We start from the raw sequence: 25,997 nt of genomic DNA on the forward strand, positions 1-25,997 counted from the left end.
CCCTTGTGGGGCAACAAAAATCCGGCCGTCCGCCGCCGTCGATCATCACCCGATCCAGCGATTACCGTCGCACAGGTGTTCGGGTAGCGTCGTTGCCATGACCGAACCGCGAAGATTCCCGCAGCGCCATCGACGCACCGAAGTGGCGCTGCGAAACGGAAAACCCCTACCGATCGAGCCACCGCCGGAAATGCGGCGGCAGTTCCCGCTCCCGCGCCTCCGCCGTCGTCAGCCAGGCGAAGTCGTCGTGCTCTTCCGGATTGAGCACAACGTCGCTCGTGCCGTCTTCTTCGGCGGTGTAGACAAAAGCGTGCACCCGCATCGCCCGCCCGGCGACGTCCGGCCACGAATCACGCCACAGTTCTTCCATGACGCGCACTTTCAGCCCCGTCTCCTCCGCCGCTTCCCGTTCCGCCGTGGCCTCGAAGCGCTCGCCCGGCTCGGCCGTGCCACCCGGCAGCTCCCACCGCCCCGCGAGGAAAACCCCGGGGCTGCGGCGCAGGAACAGCACCCGGTCACCGCGAGCGATCCGGCAGTAGGCCAGGTCCTTCCGCGCGAGCTCCGTCATGCGCGTGATTCTCGCTCAGTTGGTCTTGGACGTCGGCAGGTGGGCGCCCAGGTAGCCGACGTACACCGTGCCGGTGCCGTCGGTGTCGTCGAGGAAGTGCAGCCGGGGCGCCGGCGACTTGAAGCGCTCCAGGGCGATGTGCGCGCCGAAGTAGTCGCGGCCGGCCGGGTTCGTTTCGGGGTCGACGCGGAACGTGCGCGCCTGGCGCAGCCGTTCGTTCGTGGTCACCGTGTCCGACTCGGCCAGGGCGATGATGTTGGCGCTGATCAGCGAACCCGGCTGGCCGGTCCGGGCGAACGCAAGCACGTCCGAGAGCTCGGGCCCCGGGTCGCGGCCCGAACCGAGCAACGAGGTCCGCGCGCAGGCGTAGGCGTCGAGGGTGCGGAGCGCGTCCCACGCCTTGCGGCGCCAGGCGGCGGCTTTCGGGTGGTGGTCGAGGATCGCGGCCGGGGCCGGCTCGGCCGTGATCGCGAGGTGCTTGAGCTTCACCGTCGCGGCGCCGATCAGCTCGGCGAAGCTGGGGAACTCTTCCGGCGGCCGCTCGGCCGCGGTCACCTCGTCCGCGGCGTGGTGCCGGGCCAGGCGGCCCGCCAGCAGGCCGTTGACGCGTCTCAGCTCGTCGCGCTCGGCCTCCGTCTCCTCGAACGCCCGGGCGTAGTCGTCCAGCTCTTCCTGAAGCTGCACGAGCTGCTCCCGCAGGCAGGCGACTTCGGCCGCGGAAAGCTCGTCCAGGCGGTGACGAAGCGTCTTCACCTCCCCGGCGTGGCGGTCCCGGTCCTCGGCGTCGGCCTTCGCCTTCTTGCGCAGGATCGTGATCACGCCCCGCGCCTCGGCCAGCTCGCGCTCGGCGCGGCCCAGCTTCTCCGTCAGCTCGGCGTCGGGCTCTCGCTCCGGCGAGGCGAACGGATCCGTTGCGTACCAGGAGCGGACGCTCGGCACCTCGGCCCACTCCTCGGGCAGCGGCGTCCGGCTCCGCGTCTGGATGAGCCGCGTGATCGCGCCTTGGAGGGCCTCGCCAGACACCGGGCTGGCGGTCTCGACGAAGTCGGGGAGCTGGTCGCACGGCGGCACGTACAGCCGTGCGCCCTGCGGCACCGCGCACCCGAGCGGCAGGTGCCGGTTCAGGGTGCGGCGGAAGCGGTCGTCGACGTCGAACACGTTGACCAGACCGGGCCAGCCGTCGACCGGCACCGTGGGCGGCTCGGTGAGCACCAGCACCGCCGACGTCCGCCACGAGGCCGTCAGCGCCTCGCCCAGCAGATCGGCGACCCGGTCGCACTCCTGGCTCGACCAGCCCCGCATCGCGAGCACCGGCGTTTCGATCGGGATCTCGTCACTGCCGCCGGCGCCCAGCTCCTCCAGGCCGATCCGGTGCGCCGGCGCTTCGTGCCCGGCGCTCCACGGCCGGGTGCACGCCGCGGCCAGCAACCACGCCACCCGGTCCTCTCCGGCGTGGTAGCACAGCGAAAGCAGTACCTGAACGGAGTAGCGGCCTTCGCCGCCCGTCCACGCGAACTTCAGGTCGCACCGGCGCGATCCGCCGTCGTCGGACGAGCCGAGATCGGTGACGCTGTAGTCCTCGTGCTGCCGCTGGCGCGTGATCAGCCTGCTGCGCAACGCGTCCAGGGGGCGTTTCCCCTCGGTGGGGACCAGTCCGTGGTGCCAGATCCGGTGCACCCCCACAGGGCTCAACTCCGTTCGCCGGAAACAGGACCTCAGTCGAACATAGCGGATCCTGTGACCGATCGAACGCGGGGCGTCACCTCATTCACGCTTCCAGAGGCAAAACGGATGCCCGGCCGGATCGAGGCAGACCCGGACGTCCTCCTGCGGCTGAAAATCCGCGACCGTGGCGCCCGCGGCCGTCGCGGCGGCGGTGGCCGCCGCGAGGTCGTCGACTTCGATGTCGAGGTGCAGCTGCATCTGCTGGCCGCCCTCGGCCGGCGGCCAGACCGGCGGGACGTGCCCGGTCTCCAGCTGGAACGACAACCCGGCGCCGCCGTCGTCCGGGCGCAGGGTCACCCACTCCGGCTCGTCGGTCTTGATCGGCCAGCCGAGGAGGATCGAGTAGAACTCGGCGAGCGCACGCGGTTCCGGCGTGCCGAGCACGGTGGAGGTCAGCTTCATGATCCGGGGGTTACCCACCTGCTAGGGCGGTCTACCCGGGGAACCCGCCCTGGTTGTCGAAGTACGCGACCGGCGGGCCGACGTGCCGCCACGAGGTCGTCGCGAACACGGCCGCGCCCGACAGCGCGAGCAGCACCGTGATCACGGCGAGCGCGGCGCCGATCCGGCCCGGGCCGGGGCGAGTGCGGGCGCCTGCGTAGACACCGAAGACGAGTGCCAGCACGCTGATCGGCAGCAGCGCGAACCAGAGGGCGCCGAGCACGAGCAAGAACGCTTGCGAGACCCAGGAATACACCCAGGCCGAAACGACCTGCGGCCGGACGATCAGCCAGGCCGCCCAGGTCGCGACGGCCAGCGTCAGGCCGGACGCGCCGATCGCGACCGACGCGATCGCCAGGCCACGGCCGGGCCGGGTGGTTTCTCCTGCTTCGGCTTCGGACTCAGGTGCCCCCATGCCGGGAACATCAGCTCCGGACGGTCCCGCGTTACCACCCCCGGGGCTCGTCGAGACGGCGCGCGAACAACCGCCTCGGCTACCCGGTCGGCGCGTCGTACCTGCGCGCCGCGGCTCGTCGAAGTGCAGGACAGCGCCGCCGGATTCCCGTGGCTCGCCACGATCCTGATGGTCGCCGGGCTCGTCGTCGCGACGGCGGCCGTCGTGGGTGTCGCTGCTGTGGGGCGCGCTCGTCGTCCGGGTCCGCGCCCGGATCGCCGCGCAGCAGGCCCACCCCTCGGCACCCGGAATACGGCGGCCGGGCCTCGGTTGCACCTTGGCGCAGGCGCACACACACCGAGGGAGCCGCCATGTCGTCCGAGCACATCCAGGGGACCGTCGCCGACGGGTTCGAGCCGGTCCGCGCGGAGTTCGCCGCCGTCGCGGCCGAGGAAGGGGGTGACTACGCCGCGCAGCTCGTCGCGCACGTCGACGGTGAGCGTGTTGTCGACCTGTGGACCGGTCCCGAGATCACCGCCGATTCGCTGACCGGTGTGTTCTCCTCGACCAAGGGCGCCGCGCACCTCGTGGTCGCGCTGCTCGTCCAGGACGGTGTGCTCGAGCTCGACCAGCGCGTCAGCCACTACTGGCCGGAGTTCGGCGCGGCGGGCAAGGAGCGGATCACGCTGCGGGAGCTGCTCGCGCACCGCGCCGGCGTGGTCGGCGCCGACCACGGGTTCACGGCCGAAGAGCTCGCCGACGACCGGGTGATCGCCGAGCGGCTCGCGCCGCAGCGGCCGTACTGGCGGCCGGGCACGGCGTTCGGCTACCACGCGCTGGTGATCGGCGCGCTGACCGGCGAGGTCGTCCGGCGCGTCACCGGCCGCAGCATCCAGGAGCACTACGAGGAGCGCGTCCGGAAGCCGTTCGGGCTCGACTTCCACCTCGGGCTGCCGGAGGAGCTGGAGCCGCGGTTCCTGACCACGCAGCCGATGCTGCCGACACCGGAGCAGCTGGCCGAGCTGGAGGCGGCCGCGAGCGGGGCGGACAGCATCAGCGGCATCGCCTTCAACCGCAACCACCCGAAGGCGCCGGAGCTCTGGGACCTGCCGAACATCAAGGTGATCCGGCAGCTGAGCCCGGCGTCGGTCGGCGGTGTCGCGTCGGCGCGCGGGCTGGCCGGGATGTACGCGGCGGTGCTCGGCGGGCTGCTCCGTCCCGAGACCGCGGCGGAGTTCGCGCAGATCCACTCGATCGGCGACGACCTGTCGACCCGCAACCACAACGCGTTCGGGCTCGGCTTCGCGATCGTGTCGGACGACTACCCGGTCCTGGGCCAGGGCGCGTTCGGCCACAGCGGCGCGGCCGGCTCGCAGGCGTTCGCCGACCCGCGCTCGGGGCTCGCGTACGGCTACAACCGCCGTCGCTTCGCCTTCCCTGGCGGTGCGGCTCCGGAGAACGTCAGGCTGGTGACCGCCGTCCACGCGGCGGTGACGGCCAGGCGCGCCTGACGCCCGCCTGACCCCCGGGCGCGGTGCACAGCGAGGCACGCCGACGTTACAGACTTCACCCGTTAGGACGTTCCACTGTCGACATTTAGCCTGTTCACGGCGGTCGGTCTGACTTTCCGTAGCGAAAACCCTCCCGATCATTGCTCCGTTGTGGAACTATTGGGCCGTTCGCGGGGAGAGGGCCCCGCGAGGGGAACTCACCGTCACGGCGAGCGTCCCCATGCAGATCCCCAGGGGAGAGGAGATCGACCATGTCGACGCCCACGGACACCAAGCCCGAAGGAACCCCGGAGCCGACGCCGGAACCGACGCCCGTGGTCCAGTGGACCGACGCGGACGGCAAGGTCCACGTCGACCACCCGGTCCACACGGAATGCGCGAACGGCTGCTATCAGGACGTCAAGGCCTGAGTTCCGCCTCGTGGAGGCAAGCCCGCCTGCTGATCTACCGGTAGGCGGGCTTCTTTTTGCCGAAGCCTGTGCTGTCATAGGTGGGTGCCCGTGATTGACCTGAACCCCTCCGAGGTGATCGAGAGGGTTCACGCCCTGCAGAAGGACGCCGCGGACGCGTCGTGTGTCGCGCGGTACCACCAGAGTCTTCGCCTGCTGCGCCGCGGGATGAGCCTGCTGGACTCGGTGCATCCGGTGCCGTCCGGGTTCCGCACCGACTGGCTGGTGACCAGAATCCGGCTGGCCAGCACGCTGACGGCGGTGTCTTCGGAGATCTCGAACGATCTCGCCGCGGGCCTCGCGGGCCTGGACGACGTCCGGCTGCTGATCAACGCGGTGGAGGACCCGGTGCTGCGGGCCGAGCTCAACGGGTCCCTGAACCACAACTACGCCATGCGGCTGATGGGCGTGGGGCGCAACGACGAAAGCCTCGTGTCGTTCGACCGGGCCATCGAGCACCACGAGTTCCGGCTGGCGAACGGGCCCGAGCCCGAGTCGCGGATGGGCGCGTTCACGATGACCCTGGCCTCCCGGGGCTGGGTCCACATCCGGCTGGGCAACGTCCGCGAAGCCCAGGCCGACCTGACCCGGTCGCTGGAGCTCGCCGAGAAGTACGAGCTGCGCGGCAACGCGGCGAGCACGCGCCGGACGTTGGGCACGCTCGCGCTCCGGATGGGCGATGTGCCCGAGGCGCTTAGGCTCTACGACGAGTGCGAGCGCAGCTACCGGGCGCTCGACCTCGAGATCCCGCCGACCCTGCGGCTCGCGCAGGCCGAGGCGCTGCTCGCGGCCGGACTCGCGGACGAGGCCGGCGCCCACCTCGACGAGATCCTGCCGGTCATGGTCGAGGAACAGAGCATCAGCCGGGAGCTGGCCCTGGCCGAGCTGTACCGCGCCTCGGCGGCTCTGATGGGCGACGACGTCGAGCTCGCCCGGGAGATGGCTTACTCGGCGCGTCGCCGGATGTCGAAGGTCGGCTGCCTGACGTGCACGGCCAACGCGACCCTGATGGGGCTGAAGGCCGACGCGCGAGACGCGCTGGAGAGCGGAAGCATCCCGGCCGGCTTGCCGACCAAGGCGTTGCGCGCCGCCGACAAGATGCCGACCCCGCAGCTGACCGACCAGGCCGCGACCGCGCGGATGCTCGCCGTCCGGCTGGACATCCGGCGGGGCAACCTCAAGCGCGCCATCGAAACCCTGCGCAAGGTCCCGCGTCCCGGGCAGCTCACCCCGATCGACTACCGGATGCTTCGCCGGCTCTGCCGGGCCGAGCTCGCCGTCGCGCAGGGGAGCCGGGCGCGGGCGCTCACCGAGATCCGGTCCGGGCTGACCGAGCTCGACGCCGTCCGCGACCGGATGGGCGGGCTCGACCTCGTCTCCGGGACCGCCCTGCACGGGCAGGAGCTCGCCGATCTGGCCGTCAAGCTCGTGCTGGAACGCAACGACGCCCGGCGGCTGTTCGTCTGGCTCGAACGGACTCGCGCGCAGACCTACCGCTACGAGCCGCTGTCCGCCGGGACCGATCCCGAGCTCGCCGCGCGCGTGGCCGAGGTGCGGGGTCTGGGGCAGGCCATCCAGGAGGCCCAGCACGACGGCCACCCGATCGCCGGCCTACGGGCGAAGTACAACGAACGGCTGAGGGAGGCCCAACGGCTCGGGTGGCACACCGGGCGCTGGGGCCGGCCGCGGCCGGTGGCGGGGCTCAGCGAGGTGGTCGCGCAGCTCGGTGAACGGGCCTTGGTCAGCTTCGCCGCTTCCGGGGACGAGCTGGTCGCCGTGGTGGTCGCCGGGGGTGAGTGCCGGCTCGTGCGGCTCGGGTCCGCCGAAGCCGCCGGCGAGTCGGCGCGGGTGCTCAACGTCGACCTCGACGCGCTCGCGCCGGACAACCTGCCCGAGCGGCTGGCCGAGGTGGTCATGGCCTCGGCGCGCAAGCAGGCCGACAAGCTCGACGCGCAGCTGATCGAGCCGCTGGCCGAGCTGATCGGCGACCGCCGGCTGGTCGTCGTTCCCACCGGGCCGCTCTACGCGGTGCCGTGGGGCGTGCTGCCGGGGCTGCGGGGGCGGCCGACCGTCGTCGCGCCGTCGGCGACCGCGTGGCTCGCCGCCGAGCTGACGAAGTCGCCGCGGGCGCGCAAGATCGTGCTGGTCCGCGGGCCGGGGCTGGCCGGCGCGCGCGGTGAGCTCGAGAAGCTGACCACGCACTACCGCACCGCGACGACCATGACCGGTGCCAAGGCCACCGTGAAGTCCGTGCTGCGCGCGATGGACGGCGCGAAGCTCGCGCACTTCGCCGCGCACGGCGCGCACGAGCCGGAGAACGCCCTGTTCTCCCGGCTCGAACTGGCCGACGGCGCCCTCTTCGGCCACGAGATGGCCGGGCTGCGGCAGCCGCCGCGGCAGGTCGTCTTCGCCGCGTGCGAGCTGGCGCTCAACCGGATCCGGCCGGGGGACGAGGCCCTCGGGTTCGCCAGCGCCCTGCTGGCCAGCGGCTCGCGCACGGTGATCGCGCCGCTGTCGCGGGTCGGCGACCTCGCTTCGGCGGCCGCGATGGACGACTACTACCGGGCCCTCGCCGTTCGCGACAGCCCGGCGCTGGCGCTGGCGGACGCGATCGCCGTCGACCCGTTCCGCCGCCCGTTCGTCTGCCTCGGCTCAGGCTGAGAACGCCGGGGGCGACCACACCAGCCGCGGATCCGTCTGGACAAAACTGCCGAGCAGGTGGTCGACGCGGGTGAGCACGTCGAGGTCCAGCCGGACGCCGGCGGCCTTGGCGTTCTCCGTTACCTGCTCCGGCGTGCTCGCGCCGGCCACCGCCGAGGCGACGGTCTCGTGCTGCAGCACCCACGCCAGCGCCAGCTGGGCCATCGTCAGGCCGGCGTCGTCCGCGACACCGCGCAGCAGCTCCACCCGTTCCAGCAGCTCCGGCATCAGCAACGGCCGGGCGTGCGCGGGTCCGGCCGCGCGTGAGCCTGCCGGGACGCGCCCGCCCCGGTATTTGCCGGTCAGCACGCCCTGGGCGAGCGGCACCGACGCGAACTGGCCGACGCCGATCCGCTCGCCCACCGGCATCACCTGGGCCTCCGCCACCCGCCACAGCATCGAGTAGTGCGGCTGGTTGGCGATGAACGGCACGTCGTGGCGCGCCGCCGCTTCGTTCGCCTGCAGCAGCTGCTCGGCCGTCCACTCCGACGTGCCGACGTACCGGATCTTCCCCTGCCGCACCAGGTCCGAGAGCGCGAGGAACGTCTCCGCGACCGGGGTCCGGTAGTCGAAGCGCAGCAGCTGGTAGACGTCGACGTGGTCGGTGCGCAGCCGCCGCAGTGACCCCTCCAGGGACGCGATCACGTGCTTCCGGCTGAGCCCGGCGTCGTTCGGCCCCGGGCCCTCCGGCCAGAAGACGCCGGTGCACAGCACTAGCTCGTCGCGGCGCATCCCCGCGAAAGCCTTGCCGTACGCCGATTCCGCCGCGCCGCCGGCCCAGGCCGCCGCGGTGTGGAACGTCGTGACCCCGGCGTCCAGCGCGGCGGCGACACAGCCGCCCCCGCCGTGCGTCAGCCAGTTGCCGTACGCGATCTCGCTCACGGCGAGCCCGCTCGCGCCGAGCCTGCGGTACTCCACTCCTCAGCCTCCCTGGACGGCCATCTCGTCGATCCACGCGTCGACCGCGCTTGCCTTGCGGGCGAAGGTCTCCCGCACGGATTCGTGCGGCAGGATCAGGAACTCCTCCTTGCCGAGCCCGCGCACGACCGCCTCGGCGACATCCTCCGGCTCGAGCAGCGGCGCCGCCGCGGCGATCGCCAGCGCGGCCGGGTGACCGGCGGCGATGCCGGGTTCGAGCAGCGCCGTCCGGACGCCGAGCGGGCACAGCGCGCTGACCCGCACGCCACGCGGCCGGTAGGTGATCGCCAGCCACTCGGCGAGGCCGACGGCCGCGTGCTTGGTGACCGAGTACGGCGCGTCGCCGGGGGTGCCGAGCAGCCCGGCGGCCGACGCCGTGAGCAGCAGGTAACCCTCGCCGCGCGCGAGCATCTCGGGCAGCACGACCTGCGCGGCGTGGACGTGCTGCATCACGTTGAGCTCCCACGACTTCGCCCACTGCTCGTCCGCCGCGTGCACCCCGGTGCCGTAGGCCGCGCCCGCGTTGGCGCAGAACAGGTCCACCGGGCCGAACTCCGCGCGCGCCGTCGTGACCAGCGCCTTCAGATCCTTTTTGGACGTCGCGTCGGCGGCCAGCGCGACGGCCTGGCCGCCCGCGGCCGTGATCTCGCCCGCGACCCGCTCGGCGCCCGCGCCGTCGACATCGGACACGACGATCCCGGTCGCCCCCTCGGCGGCGAAGCGGCGCGCCATGGCGGCTCCGATCCCGTGCGCCGCGCCGGTCAGCACGACGACCCGTCCGGTCAGTTCCACGCGGTTCTCCAGGTATTCGGGTGCCATTGTCATCCACGTGCGAAAAATGTATTTCCCGATTGCGACGCAGGTGATAAAAGTGCTGTTCAGAGTCATGATCACGCGGTGTTCAACACTTTCGGAGCCTAGCACGAGTATTGCGTTTTCCGGGCCTGGTGCGTTATTCCTGGAACCAGTCCCGGTGAAGATCACCCCCATCCCGCGCACAGGAGGTCAGCCGATGGCCGAGCTCGTCCCGCCGTCGCACGCTCGACGGCTGCGGTGCCTGGGCTTCGGCGACCCCGGCGAGGTGGTCGCGGTCGCGCGCGGCGGCGGCCTCGGTGTGCTCGACGGCGTCGACCCGGCCGACCTGCGGCTGGTCGCGGCCCGGGTCCGGGTGCCCTACGGCGTGCGCACCGACGGCCCGCTGCCCGCGGGTGCGGCCTTCGCCGTCCGGACGAAGGCGCCATGGACGGGCGCGCTAGCCGAGGTCTCGGACGTCACCACCGCGGCCGAGGCGGTGAGTGGCGGCGCGCTCGGGCTGGTCGCACGCGGTGGTGAACTGAGCGACTTCGTTCTGCTGCAACAACTTCTGAACAACTTTGACGTCCCGGTTTGGGGCACCGTGGCCGGTCCGCGCACGGCGGTGGGCGCGCTCGCCGGTGGCGCGGCGGGCGTGGTCGCACCGTCCGCAGTGGACACCGAGGTGCGCCGGATCGTCGGCGCCGAGGTGCCCGCGGCCGCGCTGGGTACCCGGTTGTGCCGGACGCTGGGCAGTGCACTGCCGGTCGTCCAAGGCCCGATGACGCGGGTGAGTGACCAGCCGGGCTTCGCCGCCGCGGTCGCCGAAGCGGGCGGGTTCCCGTTTGTCGCCGTGGCGACCGCGAACGGCGCGCGCACCACCGAGCTGCTCCGCCGGACCGCCGAGCGCCTCGGTGACCGGCCGTGGGGCGCGGGCATCCTCGGGTTCGTGCCCGACGACCTGCGAGCCGAACAGCTCGCCGCGATCCGGGCGGCGCAGCCGCGGTGCGTGCTGATCGCGGGTGGGAAACCGGGACAGGCCAAGGCTTTGGAGGCCGAGGGCATCGCGACGTTCCTGCACGTGCCGTCGCCGATCCTGCTCGGCCAGTACCTCGAGGCCGGGGTCCGCCGGTTCGTCTTCGAGGGCGCCGAGTGTGGTGGGCACGTCGGTCCGCGGTCGAGTTTTGAGCTGTGGGAAGAGCAATTGGCGGTCCTCGGTGCGGCCCAGGACGTCGAGGTGCTCTTCGCGGGCGGGATCCACGACGCCCGATCGGCCGCGATGGTCACCGCGATGGCGGCGCCGCTCGACGGCGCGGGCATTCTCATGGGCACCGCGTACCTGTTCACCGAAGAAGCCGTGACGCACGGCGCGATCACCGGCCTGTTCCAGGAACGCGCGTTCGCCGCCCAAGCCACGGTCACGCTCGAAACCGCGCCGGGGCACCGCACACGCTGCCTGCCGAGTCCGTACACGACGGAGTTCGAGCAGGTCAAGGTGAGTCTGCGGGACATTCCCGCGCAGGAGGCGTGGCAACGGCTGGAGGAGCTGAACACCGGACGGCTGCGCGTCGCGAGCAAGGGTGTCCGGCGCGACGGCGAGCGGCTCGACGAGGCGACCCAGCTCGCCGAGGGGATGTACATGGCGGGTGAGGTCGCCGTGCTGCGGGACAGCCGGACGGCGATCGTCGAGCTGCACGCCGATGTCACCTCGGGAAAGACGTTTGCTCGCAGTGATGTTGTGCCTTCGGAAGAGTCCACAAGGGACATCGCGGTCATCGGCATGGCGTGCACGTTCCCGGGTGCGCCGGATCTCGAGGCGTTCTGGTCGAACGTCCTGCGCGGTGAGGACGCCGTCACCGAGGTTCCGCGTGACCGCTGGGACCCAGACGTCTACTTCGGACAGTCGGCGTCGAAGTGGGGCGGGTTCCTGCCCGCGCTGGACGTCGACCCGCTGGACTACGGCATCCCGCCGGCCGCGATGGGCAGCATCGACCCGGCTCAGCTGGTGTCGCTGGAGACGGCGCGCCGGGCGTTGGCCGACGCCGGGTACGCCGAGCGGGAGTTCGACCGCGAGACCACGAGTGTGGTGTTCGGCGCGGAAGCGGGCGGCGATCTGGCCAACGCGGGCACCCTGCGGTCGTTGCTCGGCGGTTACCTCGACGAGGTGCCGCCCGAGCTGCTCGCCCAGCTGCCGGAACCGACCGAGGACACGTTCCCCGGCACGCTGGCGAACGTCATCTCCGGCCGGATCGCGAACCGGCTCGACCTCGGCGGCGCGAACTACACGGTGGACGCGGCGTGCGGGTCGTCGCTGGCCGCGCTCGACCTGGCGGCGAAGGAGCTGCGCGCGGGGACGAGCTCGCTGGTGCTGTGCGGCGCGGTCGACTTGCACAACGGCATCCACGACTACTTGATGTTCACGTCGGCGGGCGCGCTGTCCCCGACCGGCCGCTGCCGCCCGTTCGACGCGGCGGCCGACGGCATCGCGCTCGGCGAGGGCGTGGCGTGCCTGGTGCTGAAGCGCCTGTCCGACGCCGAACGCGACGGCGACCGGATCTACGCGGTGGTCAAGGGAGTGGGCGCGGCCAGCGACGGCAAGGCGCTCGGCCTGACGGCGCCCCGCCCGGAGGGCCAGCACCGCGCGCTGGAGCGGGCATACCGCGACGCGGGCGTGTCCCCGGCGGAGGTCGGCCTGGTAGAGGCGCACGGCACCGGCACGGTGGTCGGCGACGCGACGGAGCTGCGCACGCTGACCGGCTTTTTCGCTGAGGCGGGCGCGTCGCCGGGCTCGTGCGTGCTCGGTTCGGTGAAGAGCCAGATCGGCCACACGAAGTGCGCGGCCGGCCTGGCGGGGCTGATCAAGGCGGCGCTGGCCCTGTGGCACGAGGTGGTGCCCCCGACGCTGCACCTGACCCAGCCGAACGCAGCGTGGGACGCGGCCACGAGCCCCTTCACGTTCACGACGGCCGCCCGCCCGTGGGCAAGCCCATCCCGGCTGGCGGGGGTGAGCGCCTTCGGCTTCGGCGGCACGAACTTCCACGCGGTGCTGGCGGCAGGCCCGGTGGCCCCGGACCGGCGGCATGGTCTGCGGGATTGGGCACCGGAGGCGGAGAAGATCCTGGCAGGCATCGGTCGCGGGTCGGGTTCGGCTGGCGGTCCGAACCGACGGCCAGGCGAGCGCGACCGGTTGCCGGAAGCGGAGGGGATCCCCGCCGATGCCGGACGCAGGCGGGCGGAGCGGCCGACGACCGCCACCGACTCGGCCGGCGCGGATCCGGTTGGCGTGGACTTGGCCGGGGCCGACCTGGCTGCGGCCGACTTGGCTGGTGCGGGTCCGGTTGGCGTGGACTTGGCCGGGGCCGACCTGGCTGCGGCCGACTTGGCTGGTGCGGGTCCGGTTGGTGTGGACTTGGCCGGGGCCGACCTGGCTGCGGCCGACTTGGCTGGCGCGGGTCCGGTTGGTGTGGACTTGGCCGGGGCCGACCTGGCTGCGGCCGACTTGGCTGGCGCGGGTCCGGTTGGCGTGGACTTGGCTGCGGCCGACTTAGCTGGCGCCCACCCAATTCAGGCAAGCATCGCTGGTCCAGACCGGACCCGCGCACGCATGCCCGACCGCGCCACCGCCGGACCCGGCAAGGTCGCCTTCCTCTTCCCCGGCCAAGGCAGCCAGCACCCAGGCATGCTCGCCGGGCTGTTCGTGCACTTCCCCGAACTCACCGACCTCCTTCAGCTCGCCCCCGACGTCGCTGCCACCGCGTTCCCTCCCGCCGCCTTCGACGCACAAACACGGGAAGCGCAAGAACGCGCCCTCACCGACACCCAGGTCGCGCAGCCTGCTCTCGGGCTCGTCGAGACCGCCGTGGCAAAACTGCTCGACCAGGTCGGCGTCCGTCCCGACTTCCTCGCCGGGCACAGCTACGGCGAACTCGTCGCCCTCTCCGTCGCCGGGGCCTTCGACACCGATACCCTCCTGCAGCTCAGCCGGGCCCGGGCGAAGGCCATCGCCGACGCCGCCGAGCCCGGCACGATGGCCGCCGTCAAAGCGTCGCGGGACGCTCTCACTCCTACCCTCGTCGGCCCCGATGTTGTTGTTGCCAACCATAACGGGCCCGAACAGGTGGTCCTTTCCGGACCGGTTCCGGCGATCGAGCGCGCCATCCGGCGGCTGCGGGAGACCGGCATCGCGGCCAAGCGGATCCCCGTCGCCTGTGCGTTCCACAGTCCGCTCGTCGCCGCCGCGAGCGCGGTCTTCGCGAGGGAACTCCGCACAAAGTCCATTGTGGAACCGACGCTTCCGGTGTGGGCGAACCGGACGGCGAAGCCGTACCAGAAGGACGTCCGAAGTGAACTGGCCGCGCAGATCAGCGCACCGGTCAAGTTCCTCGACCAGATCGAAGCCATGTACGCGGCCGGCGCGCGGACGTTTGTCGAGGTCGGGCCCGGGCGGGTGCTTTCGCGGCTCGTCGCGGACATCCTCGGCGACCGCCCGCACACCGTGGTCGCCTGCGGGCCCGATCTCACCGCCTTCCTCACCGCGCTCGCCCGCCTCGCACAAGCCAGTGTGGACGTCCGCACCGACCGGCTGACCCGGCCGAAGCCTCCCGTGAAAGCCGCCTGGGCCGTTGACGGGCGGTCCGTGCGCGCGCCCGGTGCCGCGGCCCCCGCCCTGCCCCCGGCCCGACGAATCCGGAGTACCGCCATGACCCAGCCCGCCCCCGGCCGCGACCAGGCGGTCGTCGACTTCCTGCGCACCACCCGCGAGCTCGTCGCCGCCCAGCGTGAGGTGATGCTCGGGTACCTCGGCAGCGCACCCGCGCCGGTCGTGGTCGCGGCGCCCGAACCCGAACCCGAGCCGGTGGTCGAGGCGGCTCCGGCCGACGTCCTCACCACCGTCATCGGCGTGATCAGCGAGCGCACCGGTTACCCGGCCGACATGATCGCCGGCGACCTCGACCTCGAAGCCGACCTCTCCATCGACTCCATCAAACGCACCGAGATCGCCGGCACGCTCCTGAGCCGCCTGGGCCTGCCCGCCGACGACCGCACCGACCAGCTCAGCCGCGACCGCACGGCCGACGCGCTCACCGCGCACCTCGAGAGCTGGCTGACCCCCACGCCCCGGGCCGTCGCCCCGACGCGCTATCGGCTCGAACGCGTGCCGGTGCCGCTCGCCCCGGATCCCGCGAGACTGCGCGGGAAGACCGTCGCGGTGCTGGGCGACGACGAGTCCGTGCGTGCGGCCTTCACCGGCGCGGGCGCGGAGATCGTCGCCGAAGCCGCGGACGTCACCGTCGTCCTGGCCGCCGGCCGCGGCGTCCCGGACGTGTTCCTGCTGCTCAAGGCGCTGAGCGGCACCGTCCTGGTCGCTGCTGAGCCACGCACTCCCGGGCTGCGTGGCCTGGTCCGCGCCGCCGCGCTCGAACGGGACGGGGTCACCCGGCTCGTCGAGGTGACGCAGGACGTCGCGAAGGTGCTGGTCGACGAGGCCCTCAGTGACGGCCCGTCGGTCGTCGGGCACGACGAGACCGGCCGGTTCACCGTCGAACCGCGGCCCGCGGACCTCGGCTCCCTCGCCTACTCCGGCGCCGGGCCGGGCGGGGGTGAGCTGGCCGCGCTGGGCCTCGGCCGCGACTCGGTGGTGCTGCTGGTCGGCGGGGCCCGCGGCATCACCGCCCGCGCGGCCGTCGCGTTCGCCGCTTCCGGGTGCCGGCTCGAGCTCGCCGGGCGCACCCCGTGGCCGGGTGAGCCGGACGACCTGCCCGAAGACCCCACGGCCATGCGCGCCGTGCTCGCCGGGCGCGGCGGCTCGGTCGCCGACATCGAACGGCGGGTGCGGACCGTGCTGGCCCAGCGGGAGATCGGCCGCACGCTCGACCAGATCCGGGCCGCGGGCGGTGACCCGGTCTACCGGACGCTCGACGTGCGTGACCCCGACGCCGTGCACCACCTGGTCAAGGATCTGTCCGGCCGCGTCGACGGGGTGGTCTTCGCCGCCGGGGTGATCGACGACAAGCTGATGGCCGACAAGGACGAGCAGTCGTTCCGGACCGTCTTCGAGACCAAAGTGGACGGCGCTGAGGCACTGCTCGCCTCGCTGGCGGAGTCCGGGATCGAACCCCGGTTCGTCACGTTCTTCGGCAGCATCGCCGCGGTCCTCGGCAACCGCGGCCAGACCGACTACGCCGCCGCGAACGACGCGCTCGAGGCGCTGGGGACAAGCTGGCCCGGGCGGGCCGTGACCGTCCACTGGGGACCGTGGGCGCCCGCGGACGACCACGGCGGCATGGTGTCGCCGGAGCTCGCCCGCGAGTACGAGCGCCGGGACGTCAGCCTGCTCGACGCCGACGAAGGTGTCGCGGCGCTGCTGCGCGAGCTCGCCTACGGCACGGACCGTGCGGTGCTGTACACGGCGTCGTTGTGGTGAGCCACGAGCCGGTCGCGGTGGTCGGCCTGGGGGTGTTCTTGCCCGGCGCGTCCACAGTGGACCAGTACTGGCACAACCTCGTCGAAGGCGCCGACGCGATCACCGAGATCCCGCCGCAGCGCCGGGATCCGGCGTTCCACGGCCACGACGGCACCGCGCCGGACCGCACGCACGGCCGCCGCGGCGGGTTCGCCCCGGACACCCTCGAATTCGACCCGGTCGCGCACGGTGTCCCGCCGACGTCCCTCGACGGCACCGAGCCCGACCAGCTGACGGCGCTCGCCGTCGCCGTGGCCGCGGTGGACGACGCCGGTGGCCTCGGCCGGCTCGGCGACCCCGAACGGATCGGCGTGGTGCTCGGCCGCGGCGGTTACCTCTCGCCCGGGCTGCAGGGCTTCGACCAGCGCGTACGCACCGTCCGGCAGATCACGCGAACAGTCGGTGAGCTGATGCCTTCGGCGGGGCCCGAGGTGCTGGACTGGCTGCGGACGGCGTTGCTCGAACCGCTCGGCGAGTTCCGGCCGGAGACGGCCGCCGGGCTCGTGCCGAACCTCGCCGCGGCCCGGGTCGCGAACCGGCTCGACCTCGGCGGCCCGGCGTACACAGTGGACGCCGCGTGCGCGTCTTCGCTGGTCGCGGTCGACCAGGCGATCGGAGAGCTGACGCGGCGACGCTGCGACGTCGTCCTGGCGGGCGGGGTCCACCAGACCCAGGACGACACACTCTGGTCGCTGTTCACGCAGCTCGGCGCGCTGTCGGTGAGCCAGCGGATCAGCCCGCTGTCCCGCGCCGCGGACGGCATGCTCATCGGCGAGGGCACGGCGGTGGTCGTGCTCAAACGGCTGGCCGACGCCCGGCGTGACGGCGACCGCGTGTACGCCGTGGTCCGCGGCAGCGGCACGTCGAGCGACGGGCGGGGCGCGAGCCTGCTCAGCCCGTCCGTCGCCGGCCAGACCCTGGCGCTGCGCCGGGCCTGGGCAGGGCTCGACCCGGCGGAGATCGGCCTGCTGGAGGCCCACGGCACCGCCACCCCGGCCGGGGACGCCGCCGAGCTGACCACCGTCGCCGACGTGTTCGGCCAGGCCGGCGGGACCCGGTCGGTGATCGGCTCGGTCAAGTCGATGATCGGGCACACCCTGCCGACGGCCGGGGTCGCCGGGCTGGTCAAGGTCGCGCTCGCGCTGCACCACGGCGTGCTGCCGCCGACGCTCAACTGCGCCGACCCGAACCCGCTGCTGGACAAGACCCGGTTCCGGGTGCTGGCCGAGGCGGAGGACTGGGGTGCGCTGCCGCGCGTCGCCGCCGTCAACGCGTTCGGCTTCGGCGGGGTGAACGCGCACGTCGTGCTGGAAGCCGGGGACCCGGCGCCGAAGCGGCGGGTGCGGGTCGACGAGCCGGAACGCGTGCTGCGGCTGGCCGCGGACTCGCCGTCGGCGCTGCTGGACCGGCTCGACCGACAAGGGGAACCTGGTACCGGCCGGTGCCGGATCGGGATCGTCGGCGTCGACGAACGCAAGCTCGCCACCGCTCGCCGGGTGCTCACCAAGGTGGCGGGCGACGGCCGGTCGTGGCACGGCGGCGGTGACGTCTGGTGCTCGGTCGACCCGCTGCTGCCGGGCGGGAAGACCGCGTTTGTCCACCCGGGACTGGAGGACGGCGCCGAACCACGGCTCGCCGACGTGGCCCGGCACTTCGGCCTCGACCGTCCACAGTGGTCCACCAAGACCGTGCTCGACCGCGCGGCGAGCGTGACCGCGGCCGGGCTGGTCCTCGACCAGGCGCTGCGGCGGCTGGCGATCCGGCCGGACGCGCTCGCCGGGCACAGCGTCGGCGAGTGGACGGCGATGCGGGCCGCCGGGATGTACCGGGCGGCGCCGGCGCGGTTCGAGTTCGAACTGCCCGAGGCCGACTACCTGGTGCTGGGCTGCCCGGCCACGCGCGTGGCCGGGATGCTCCCGGACGAGCTGGTGATCTCCCACGAGAACGCGGTCAGCCAGACGATCGTGTGCGGCCCGCCGGACGCGGTCGCGGACTTCGCCGTCACCTGCCGCGGCCAGGGGATCGTGGCCCGGACCCTGCCGTTCCGGTCCGGCTTCCACACCCCGCTGATGCGCCCGCACCTCGCGCCGTTCGCCCGGCTCGTCGAGGAGCTCGACCTGCGCGCCCCCACGGTGCCGGTGTGGTCGGCGACCACCGCGCGGCCCTATCCCGCCGAGCCGGCCGCGGTCCGCGAGCTGTACCTGGACCACCTCGTGCGGCCGGTCCGGTTCCGGGCGCTGACCGAGGCGATGCACCACGCCGGGTTCCGGGTGTTCGTGCAGGTCGGCGCCGGTCAGGTCGGCTCCTACCTCACCGACACGCTCGGCGAGCGGCGGCATCTGGTGGTCGCCGCGGCGTCCGGGACGCGGTCCGGGCTCGCCCAGCTGCGGCGCGTCGCGACGGCATTGTGGACCGAGGGCGGCAACCCGGACTTCGACGCCCTGGAGCCGCGGCGGATCCGGCTCAACACCGGGAACTCCCTGCTGTCACTGGGAGAATCGGCACGCGGCCTCCTGGACGTCGAGCCGGTGTTGCCCGCCGGAGTGCCGGACACGATCGTCGCCGAGTTCACCGCGTTGCTGACCGAGACCCGCCAGACCGCGGCGGACGTCGTCGCGGCAGCGGCCCGGCAGCGCGTCCAGTCCACTGTGGACGTCTCGCTGGAGACGATGCCGTACCTGCGTGACCACCGGTTCTTCCGGCAGCGTGAGGACTGGCCCGACGAGTCGGACTTCCGGCCGGTGGTGCCCGCGACCACGCTCGTGGACCTCGCGTGCCGGACCGTCGAACGCACCTGGCCGGGCACGACGGCGGTCGCGGTGCGGGACGCGGTGTTCTCCCGCTGGCTGATCGCTTCGCCCGCCCAGCGGGTGCCGCTGTCGCTGAGCCGGGACGGCGAGCACGTCACCGTCGAGATCGGACCGTACGCGCTGATGAACGTCGAGCTGGGGACGGCCGCCGCACCGCCGTCCCGGACCCGGCCGCCGGGACCGGAGACCGCGCCGCCGCTGAGTGCGGCCGAGATCTACGCGCGGCGTGAGATGTTCCACGGCCCGGCGTACCGGGGACTGTCCCGGTTGGACGGTCTCGGCGAGCACCACATCCGCGGTGAGCTGGTGGTGCCGTCCGCGCCCGGCGGGCTGCTCGACAACGTCGGCCAGCTGCTCGGCTGCTGGCTGATGGCCACCCGGTCGGACAACCTGCTCGCGTTCCCGCGCTCGATCGGCCGGCTCACCTGGCACGGCCCGGAGCCCGGGCCCGGCACCCGGCTCGAGTGCCTGGTGCGGGTCCGGCTGCCGCGGCCGGACGTCCTGGAGATGGACGCCGAACTGGTGCGGGACGGCCGGGTGCTCGCGACCATCGAGGGCTGGCGCGACGTCCGGTTCCCGTGTGACCGCGCGGCGCATCGCGTGTACGCGTTCCCCGACCGGAACCTGCTCGCGGAGCCCGACGGCGACGGCGTGCGGGTCACCGACCGCTGGCCGACCGTCGCCGCGCGCGACATCTACGCCGGGGTCTACCTCGCCGCCGAGGAACGCGCGGAGTTCGCCGCGCTCGAACCACGGCGTCAGCGGGGCTGGCTGCTGGAGCGCATCGCGGCCAAGGACGCCGTCCGCGCCCGGCTCGCCGAACCGGTCTACCCGGCGGAAATCCGCGTGCACGACGACGGCCGGATCTCCGGTCGCGGCCGGGAGCTGCCGGGCTTCGCCGTCACGGTCGAACTGGACGGCGACACCGCCATCGCACAACTCAGGAGCGAGCCATGACCATCGACCACGCGTCCGCGACGTTCGACGTCGTCGCCGAGCTGCTCAGTGAGCTCGTCGGCGACGCCGAGGTGCTCGGCATCAAGATCACGCCCGCCACGACGTTCCACGAGGACCTGCAGCTGGAGAGCATCGACCTGGTGACCTTCGCGAGCATCCTCGCCGAGCACTTCGGCGCGGACGTCAACCTCGCCGAACACCTGGCGGAGAAGGACCTCGACGACGTCATCGGGCTGACCGTCGGCGACATCGCCCGGTTCGTGGGGGAGCGCACGTGCCCACGATGACCGTGAACGGGCTGCGCACCAACGTGCAGCTCGTCGCCGCCGGCGGCACCGAGACCGTGGTGTTCCTGCACGGCATGGGCACCGACAGCCTGGCGAGCTTCTACCTCACGCTGGCGCCGCCGGTCGCGGCCGCCGGCGTCAACGTCATCAGCTACGACCTGCGCGGGCACGGCAAGACCGAGCGGCCGGTGCGGGGCTACCTGCTGAGCGACTTCGTCGCCGACCTCGACGACCTGCTGGCGCAGCTCGGGGTCGACCGGCCGGTGCACCTGGTGGGCAACAGCTTCGGCGGCACGCTCGCCTACAGCTACGCCGTGGCCCAGCCGGCACGCGTGCGCAGCATCGTGTGCATCGAGTCCGAGCCCGCGACCGAGGTGTGGGCCGGGAAGATGAGCGAGATCCTCGCGCACACCATGCGGTTCCTGCAGGTGGAGGAGAGCTTCGACTGGATCGAGGCGAACTTCAGCGCTCATCACCGCCGGCTCGCGCGGATGGCGGCCGAGCGGATCACGGCGACGAAGATGGCCGAGGAGGTGCCGCTCGGGCCGTTGCTCACGGGCGAGCAGGTGGCGGGGATCGGCTGCCCGGTGCTGTCCATTCTGGGCAGTCACGGGTACCAGGCCGACGACCTCGAGGCGTTGACCTCGCTGCTGCCCCGCGGCGAGCTGCACGTGTTCGAGGGGCAGGGGCACTCGGTGCTGGTGGAGCAGCACCGGGAGGTGCGCGAGCTGGTGCTGCGCTGGATCGAGCGGCACGCGGCGTGAGGGTGCTGCTGGTCGTGCCGCCGCTGGCCGGGCACGTCGCGCCGTTGCGCGGGGTGGCGGCCGCCCTGGTGGCGCGGGGTCATTCCGTGGCCTGGTGCGGACCTGCTCCGGAAGTGTCCACTTTGGTCGCCGGGCGGGTGTTCCCGGCGGGGGACTCCGCGCCGTTCTCGGTGGCGTTGCGGCCACCGGAACTGCGCGGGTTCGCGGCGTTGAAGTACCTGTGGGAGTCCTATTTGGTCCCGCTCGCGGACGCGATGGTGCCGGGCGTGGCTTCGGCTGTTTCGGCGTTCCGGCCGGACGTCGTGGTGGCCGACCAGCAGGCAATGGCGGGCGCCCTGGTGGCGACCCGGTGCGGGCTGCCGTGGGCGACGTCGGCGTCGACGTCCACCGAGCTGGCCGACCCGCTGGGCTCGCTGCCGAAGATCGCGTCCTGGGTCGGCGACCTGCAGGCCGGACTGCGGGCCCGGCACGGCGTCCTGCTCGGCGACCTGCGGTTCTCACCGCACCTGGTGCTGGCGTTCACCACGCAGGCGCTGGCGGGGACCTCCCGGCTGGCGGTGCCGGTGTCCTACGTCGGCCCGGCGCTGCCCGCGGCGTCCGGCGACTGGTCCGGTTCGGACGGTCGGCCGCTGGTCGTGGTGACGCTCGGGACGTCGAATGCCACGGCGGGATCGCGGTTCCTGGCCGAGAGTGTCGACGCGCTGGCGGGCATGCCCGGTGTCCAGGGGCTGGTGGTGGATCCGTCCGGCGGCCTGGTCAGCGAGAACGTGCTGCTGGCCCGGCACATCCCGCAGGTGGCGGTGTTCGCGCACGCGTCGGTGGTCGTGTGCCACGGCGGGCACAACACGGTGTGCGAAGCGCTTTCGGCCGGGGTGCCGCTGGTGGTCGCCCCGATCCGGGACGACCAGTCGATGCTGGCCCAGCAGGTGGTGACGGCTTCGGCGGGGGTGCGGGTCCGGTTCGACCGGGCGAAGTCGGTGGACATCCGCAAGGCGATCGAGTCGGCCGGCCAGTACCGCCCGGGCGCGGCGAAGATCCGTGCGTCGTTCGAAGCGGCGGGTGGGGTGGAAGAGGCGGCAACACGCCTGGAGTCGCTGGCTTGAGGCAGAGTGGAGTCATGTCCGCGTACCCGACGATGACGTGCCACCTCGAAACCGAGCGGCTGATCCTGCGGCCGTGGGCCGCATCGGATGCCGACGACCTGCGCGCCCTGCACGCCGAGCGCGGCAGGGGCACCCCGACGGTCGAGTACATCCGGGAGCTCATCACGAAACAGCTCGCCGCCACGGCGAAAACCGGGATCGCCTTGCTGCCCGTCGAACGCCGCGCGGAAGGCGACTTCATCGGCTACTGCGGGCTGATCATCGGCCGCGCGAGCATCGAAGAGCCCGAGATCGCCTACGAGCTGTTCCGTCGTGCGCACGGACGTGGGTACGCCACGGAGGCCGCCGCCGCGGTGGTCGAGGCCGCGAAGGCGACCGGGCGGAACCGGCTCTGGGCGACCGTGGGCGTGGGGAACGCGCCGTCGTTCCGAGTCCTCGAGAAGCTCGGTTTCGAACGTGATCACGTGTCCACTGAGGACAACGGCGAAGTGGTGTGGCTGACGCGCTTGCTCTGGTGACGCTCAAGCCCGGGCCCGAAAGGTGCGCGCGGCCAGGGCCGATCCCGCCACCGCAGCCACCGCCGCGATCAGCAGCGCCGCCGTCAGGGACCAGCCGATCGGGCGGGCCAGTGCCAGTGCGCGGGTCGCGTCGATCGCGTACGTCAGCGGGTTCACCGCCGAGACCGCGCGGACCCACGCCGGCATCGTGTCCAGGGGCATGTACGCGCTCGAGGAGAACATCAGCGGGAACATCACCACGAACGACGCCGCCTGGAGCGTCTCCGCCTTGCGCAGCCACGTCGTGATCGCCACGAACACCCAGCTCAGGCACCAGCCCACCACCAGCGTCACCACCAGGGCGAGCCCGAGGCCGGCCACCCCGCCCGCCGGGCGGAAGCCGAGGAACAGCACACTCGCGAGCGCCGTCACCACCAGCTGGACGGCCAGGCGCGCGGAGTCGGCCAGGGTCCGGGCGAACAGCACCGAGAACAGCGAGATCGGCAGGCACCGCAGCCGTCCGGTGAAGCCGCCGTAGATCTCCGCGAGCAGGCCCGCGCCCGAGCTCATCGCCGTCGTCATCGCGATGTTGACCAGCGTCGCCGGCACCAGGAAGTTCACGTAACCCTGGTACGCCGCGACGCCCGGCAGCGCCCCGACTCCACTGAACACCTGGCTGAACAACAGAAGCAGCACGACCGGCTGCAACAGTCCGAAGAAGACGAGCCGGCGGTCGCCGAACGCCGTCCGCAGGGACCGGGCCGCCAGGACGCGGACCTGGGTCCAGAACCCGGCTTCCGGCCAAGCCGTCGGGTCGGCGAGCGCGCTGACGGCCGCGCGGTGCCGGGCCTGCGTCACCAGCCCACCGCCGTCTGGTGCAGGGAAAGGTAGACGTCGTCGAGCGTCGGCTCAGTGACCGTGAGGTCCCGCAGCGGCGCGCCGGCCGCGTCCAGCGCGCGCACCAGCACCGGGACGTCACCCGGGCCGGACAGCGGCACGGCGAGCACCAGCCCGTTGCGGCCCGCCGCCATCCCCAGGCGGGACAACGCGTCCACCGCGCGGCGCAACGCCAGTTCCGTGCCGAAGATCAGGGTCGCCGTCCGGTCGCCGAGGCGCGCCTTGAGCTGCGCCGGTGTCCCGGACACCGTGATGTGCCCGAAGCCGAGGACCACCACGTGGTCGGCCAGCCGGTCGGCCTCCTCCAGGTACTGGGTGGTCAGCACCACGGTGGTGCCGCGCGCGGCGAGCCCTTCGACGACGGTCCACAACCCCGCCCGGCTCACCGGGTCGAGGCCGGTGGTCGGCTCGTCGAGGAACAGCACCTGCGGCGCGCCGACGAGGCCCGCGGCGAGGTCCAGGCGCCGCCGCATGCCGCCGGAGTAAGTGCCGGCCGGGCGGTCGGCCGCGTCTTCGAGGCCGAACGACGCGACCAGTTCGGCGGCCCGTGCCTGCGCCTGCCGCGGTTTTGCGCCCAGCAGCCGGGCGATCAGCACGAGGTTCCCGCGCCCGGACAGCGCGTCGTCGACCGCGGCGAACTGCCCGGTCACCCCGATCCGGCGCCGGACCGCGCGCCCGCGCTGCACGACGTCGTAACCGCAGACGCGGGCGACGCCGGCGGTGGGCCGGGTTCGCGTGCTGAGGATGTCGATCAGCGTGGTCTTCCCGGCGCCGTTGTGGCCGAGGACCGCCAGCACCGTGCCGCGGGCGACGGTCAGGCTGATCCCGGCGAGCGCGGTGACTTCGCCGTAGTTCTTCGCGAGGTCCGTCACGGCGATGACCGGCTGGTTCATGGCCGCTCCTTTCCCTCCCGGGAAAAGGTAACGGGATAGGCTGCGCGGAAGCAAGGATTCACGTTCCGCCCGCCGTGTGCGTGACAATTTTCGGGACGCCGGTTCGTCTCCGCGTGATAAGCCCTGACCTGCGTGACCCTTCGGCGTGGTGGCTATCCGATGCGCGTGACAAAGAATGTTGTGTCGCTTGTTCGGCGGAAATCCCGGAGGTACTTTCTGCTGAAATTCCCCCATTCCCCGAGGTGACGAGCCGTGAAGTTTTCGTGGAAGTCGAGAAAGCCCGCCTACGGCCTGGCGGCGGTGACCGTCGCGGGGGTCGCGGCGACCGTCGCGCTCGTCGGGGCCGGGCCGACCCAGGCCGCGCCGGTGAGCCTGACGCTGAACTACAACTGCCCGTTCCCGCTCATCGGCGACCAGGTGCTGACGGTCAAGATCGACACCAACCTGCCGGACAACGCCGTCGCGGGCGCCGCGTCGACTCCGATCACCTTCGACGTCGACGTCACCGTGCCGGAGACCGCCACCGAGGGCCTGGCGCTGGTCGGCGCGACCTCGCTGGACGGCAGCGCGAAGGCCGCGGCGACGCTCAAGTACCCGGTCGACAAGACGCTGAACCTGAACCTGCCGCTGACCATCGCCTCGACGCCGGTGCCGGCGTCCGGCGCGTTCCACGTCAAGAGCAGCGGCAAGGCGCCGGCCGTGACGTTCCCCAGCCCGGGCACCGCGTCGGTGACGGTCGGGAACTTCAGCACCACGATGACCCCGCGCACCGCGGACGGCCAGCCGACCGACCTCGGCACGTTCACCTCGGACTGCGTCGCCGTCCCGGGCCAGAACCAGCAGCTGGGCACCTTCGAGATCAAGCCGGCGGGCGGCACCACGACGCCGACCACCCCGACGACCCCGACCACGCCCACCACCCCGACGACCGAGCCCACGACTCCGACGACCGAGCCGACGACGCCGACCACTCCGACGACGGAACCCACGACTCCCACCACTGAGCCCACGACTCCGACGACGGAGCCGACCACTCCGACCACGGAGCCGACCACTCCGACGACCGAGCCGACCACACCGACGACTCCCACCACGGAACCGACCACCCCGACCACCGAGCCCACGACTCCCACGACCGAGCCGACCACGCCGACAACGGAACCCACGACTCCGACCACCGAGCCGACCACCCCGACGACGGAACCCACAACTCCGACGACGGAACCGACCACGCCGACAACCGAGCCCACCACCCCGACCACCCAGCCGACCACCCCCACGACGACCACGCCGCCGGACGGCGTCCAGGTCAAGTACTCGGTGAAGGGCAAGTCGGCCCTCAAGCAGCTGCACGCCACGCTGCCGCTCGGCCCGGGCACGCTCGACGCGAAGCTCGACGCCGCCTCGGGCAAGTTCGGCGCGCAGCTCGAGCTCCCGAAGTCGGACGTGGACTTCCGGGTGCTCGGCTTCATCCCGGCGTCCGCGACGGTGAAGCTCGGCCAGATCGGCCCGATCAACGGCACGCTCGCCGGTGGTGCGGTCAAGGCGACCGCGCAGATGGACGTCCGGCTCACCAAGGTCCGCGTGTTCGGGTTCCCGATCCTGTCGTCGAACTCGTGCCACACGGTGAAGCCGGCCGACGTGCCGCTTGTCTCGGCGCCCGGGTTCGACCCGCTCAAGGGCGGGAAGCTCACCGCGACGTACGGCATCCCGCAGTTCACCGGATGCGGTTTCCTCACCGGCCTGATCTCCGGCATCACCTCCGGTCCCGGCAACAAACTCGAGGTGACCCTCACCAAGAAGTGAAGTGGGGCCGCGGAAACGCAGA

18 protein-coding genes are annotated in these 25,997 nt (G+C 72.6%); 10 read left to right on the plus strand and 8 right to left on the minus strand.

Annotation, left to right across the window (positions count from 1 at the left end; genetic code table 11):
* Positions 1-166 precede the first annotated feature (166 nt).
* The 4 genes from ACZ63J_RS28110 to ACZ63J_RS28125 form a co-directional block, all read right to left on the minus strand.
* Entirely contained in the window at positions 167-568 is a 402-nt protein-coding gene (locus ACZ63J_RS28110) for an NUDIX domain-containing protein (RefSeq protein ID WP_465402045.1), read from the minus strand.
* Positions 569-583: 15 nt separating this feature from the next.
* Entirely contained in the window at positions 584-2,251 is a 1,668-nt protein-coding gene (locus ACZ63J_RS28115) for a hypothetical protein (protein WP_465402043.1), read from the minus strand.
* A gap of 81 nt (positions 2,252-2,332) precedes the next feature.
* Positions 2,333-2,695: a VOC family protein gene (locus ACZ63J_RS28120; RefSeq protein ID WP_465402041.1), complete on the minus strand. Its 363-nt coding sequence runs from the start codon at positions 2,693-2,695 to the stop codon at positions 2,333-2,335.
* A gap of 31 nt (positions 2,696-2,726) precedes the next feature.
* On the minus strand, positions 2,727-3,149 hold the full coding sequence (locus ACZ63J_RS28125; RefSeq protein ID WP_465402039.1) for a hypothetical protein: 423 nt from the start codon (positions 3,147-3,149) through the stop codon (positions 2,727-2,729).
* A 350-nt stretch (positions 3,150-3,499) separates the two neighbouring features.
* Here ACZ63J_RS28125 and ACZ63J_RS28130 point away from each other — a divergent pair, with 350 nt between their 5' ends.
* The 3 genes from ACZ63J_RS28130 to ACZ63J_RS28140 all read left to right on the plus strand — a co-directional run bounded on the left by ACZ63J_RS28130 (position 3,500) and on the right by ACZ63J_RS28140 (position 7,749).
* Entirely contained in the window at positions 3,500-4,639 is a 1,140-nt protein-coding gene (locus ACZ63J_RS28130; protein WP_465402037.1) for a serine hydrolase domain-containing protein, read from the plus strand.
* A 251-nt stretch (positions 4,640-4,890) separates the two neighbouring features.
* On the plus strand, positions 4,891-5,049 hold the full coding sequence (locus ACZ63J_RS28135) for a hypothetical protein (RefSeq protein ID WP_465336515.1): 159 nt from the start codon (positions 4,891-4,893) through the stop codon (positions 5,047-5,049).
* A gap of 84 nt (positions 5,050-5,133) precedes the next feature.
* Positions 5,134-7,749 (plus strand): CHAT domain-containing protein, encoded by a 2,616-nt coding sequence (locus ACZ63J_RS28140; protein ID WP_465402036.1) that lies wholly within the window; start codon positions 5,134-5,136, stop codon positions 7,747-7,749.
* Here ACZ63J_RS28140 and ACZ63J_RS28145 read toward each other — a convergent pair.
* Together ACZ63J_RS28145 and ACZ63J_RS28150 are read right to left on the minus strand one after the other, a co-directional pair.
* Positions 7,741-8,706 carry an aldo/keto reductase gene (locus tag ACZ63J_RS28145; protein WP_465402034.1) on the minus strand — a complete coding sequence of 322 codons (966 nt, stop codon included), beginning with the start codon at positions 8,704-8,706 and terminating at the stop codon, positions 7,741-7,743. The genes ACZ63J_RS28140 and ACZ63J_RS28145 overlap by 9 nt on opposite strands.
* Before the next feature lie 3 nt (positions 8,707-8,709).
* Positions 8,710-9,498 (minus strand): SDR family oxidoreductase, encoded by a 789-nt coding sequence (locus tag ACZ63J_RS28150; RefSeq protein WP_465402032.1) that lies wholly within the window; start codon positions 9,496-9,498, stop codon positions 8,710-8,712.
* 220 nt (positions 9,499-9,718) lie between these two features.
* Between ACZ63J_RS28150 and ACZ63J_RS28155 the strand changes: the two genes are divergently transcribed.
* The 6 genes from ACZ63J_RS28155 to ACZ63J_RS28180 are packed head-to-tail and all read left to right on the plus strand — an operon-like array spanning position 9,719 to position 22,400.
* Entirely contained in the window at positions 9,719-15,922 is a 6,204-nt protein-coding gene (locus tag ACZ63J_RS28155) for an SDR family NAD(P)-dependent oxidoreductase (protein ID WP_465439666.1), read from the plus strand.
* Positions 15,916-19,728 carry a beta-ketoacyl synthase N-terminal-like domain-containing protein gene (locus ACZ63J_RS28160; protein WP_465402028.1) on the plus strand — a complete coding sequence of 1,271 codons (3,813 nt, stop codon included), beginning with the start codon at positions 15,916-15,918 and terminating at the stop codon, positions 19,726-19,728. Before ACZ63J_RS28155 ends, ACZ63J_RS28160 begins: the two co-directional genes overlap by 7 nt.
* On the plus strand, positions 19,725-20,015 hold the full coding sequence (locus ACZ63J_RS28165; protein ID WP_465336522.1) for a phosphopantetheine-binding protein: 291 nt from the start codon (positions 19,725-19,727) through the stop codon (positions 20,013-20,015). Before ACZ63J_RS28160 ends, ACZ63J_RS28165 begins: the two co-directional genes overlap by 4 nt.
* Positions 20,003-20,779 carry an alpha/beta fold hydrolase gene (locus ACZ63J_RS28170; protein ID WP_465303231.1) on the plus strand — a complete coding sequence of 259 codons (777 nt, stop codon included), beginning with the start codon at positions 20,003-20,005 and terminating at the stop codon, positions 20,777-20,779. Before ACZ63J_RS28165 ends, ACZ63J_RS28170 begins: the two co-directional genes overlap by 13 nt.
* The gene (locus ACZ63J_RS28175; protein ID WP_465402026.1) at positions 20,776-21,882 is read left to right on the plus strand and encodes a glycosyltransferase; all 1,107 of its coding nucleotides are present in this window, start codon (positions 20,776-20,778) and stop codon (positions 21,880-21,882) included. Before ACZ63J_RS28170 ends, ACZ63J_RS28175 begins: the two co-directional genes overlap by 4 nt.
* Before the next feature lie 14 nt (positions 21,883-21,896).
* Positions 21,897-22,400, plus strand: coding sequence for a GNAT family N-acetyltransferase (locus ACZ63J_RS28180; protein ID WP_465402024.1), 504 nt, complete (start codon positions 21,897-21,899; stop codon positions 22,398-22,400).
* A gap of 3 nt (positions 22,401-22,403) precedes the next feature.
* Here ACZ63J_RS28180 and ACZ63J_RS28185 read toward each other — a convergent pair whose 3' ends face one another.
* Together ACZ63J_RS28185 and ACZ63J_RS28190 are read right to left on the minus strand one after the other, a co-directional pair.
* Positions 22,404-23,237 carry an ABC transporter permease gene (locus tag ACZ63J_RS28185; RefSeq protein ID WP_465402023.1) on the minus strand — a complete coding sequence of 278 codons (834 nt, stop codon included), beginning with the start codon at positions 23,235-23,237 and terminating at the stop codon, positions 22,404-22,406.
* Entirely contained in the window at positions 23,234-24,169 is a 936-nt protein-coding gene (locus tag ACZ63J_RS28190; RefSeq protein ID WP_465402021.1) for an ATP-binding cassette domain-containing protein, read from the minus strand. The genes ACZ63J_RS28185 and ACZ63J_RS28190 overlap by 4 nt, the downstream gene beginning before the upstream one ends.
* Positions 24,170-24,421: 252 nt before the next feature.
* On the opposite strand from ACZ63J_RS28190, the gene ACZ63J_RS28195 reads away from it, so the two are divergent.
* Positions 24,422-25,975, plus strand: coding sequence for a DUF6801 domain-containing protein (locus tag ACZ63J_RS28195; RefSeq protein ID WP_465402019.1), 1,554 nt, complete (start codon positions 24,422-24,424; stop codon positions 25,973-25,975).
* Positions 25,976-25,997 lie beyond the last annotated feature (22 nt).

The organism is Amycolatopsis sp. NPDC104863 (assembly GCF_055582965.1).

Coding starts and splice junctions, on each gene's coding strand:
- ACZ63J_RS28135 (WP_465336515.1), top strand. CDS start 4,891: ATGTCGACGCCCACGGACACCAAGCCCGAAGGAACCCCGGAGCCGACG.
- ACZ63J_RS28120 (WP_465402041.1), bottom strand. CDS start 2,695: ATGAAGCTGACCTCCACCGTGCTCGGCACGCCGGAACCGCGTGCGCTC.
- ACZ63J_RS28155 (WP_465439666.1), top strand. CDS start 9,719: ATGGCCGAGCTCGTCCCGCCGTCGCACGCTCGACGGCTGCGGTGCCTG.
- ACZ63J_RS28110 (WP_465402045.1), bottom strand. CDS start 568: ATGACGGAGCTCGCGCGGAAGGACCTGGCCTACTGCCGGATCGCTCGC.
- ACZ63J_RS28190 (WP_465402021.1), bottom strand. CDS start 24,169: ATGAACCAGCCGGTCATCGCCGTGACGGACCTCGCGAAGAACTACGGC.
- ACZ63J_RS28180 (WP_465402024.1), top strand. CDS start 21,897: ATGTCCGCGTACCCGACGATGACGTGCCACCTCGAAACCGAGCGGCTG.
- ACZ63J_RS28130 (WP_465402037.1), top strand. CDS start 3,500: ATGTCGTCCGAGCACATCCAGGGGACCGTCGCCGACGGGTTCGAGCCG.
- ACZ63J_RS28125 (WP_465402039.1), bottom strand. CDS start 3,149: ATGGGGGCACCTGAGTCCGAAGCCGAAGCAGGAGAAACCACCCGGCCC.
- ACZ63J_RS28165 (WP_465336522.1), top strand. CDS start 19,725: ATGACCATCGACCACGCGTCCGCGACGTTCGACGTCGTCGCCGAGCTG.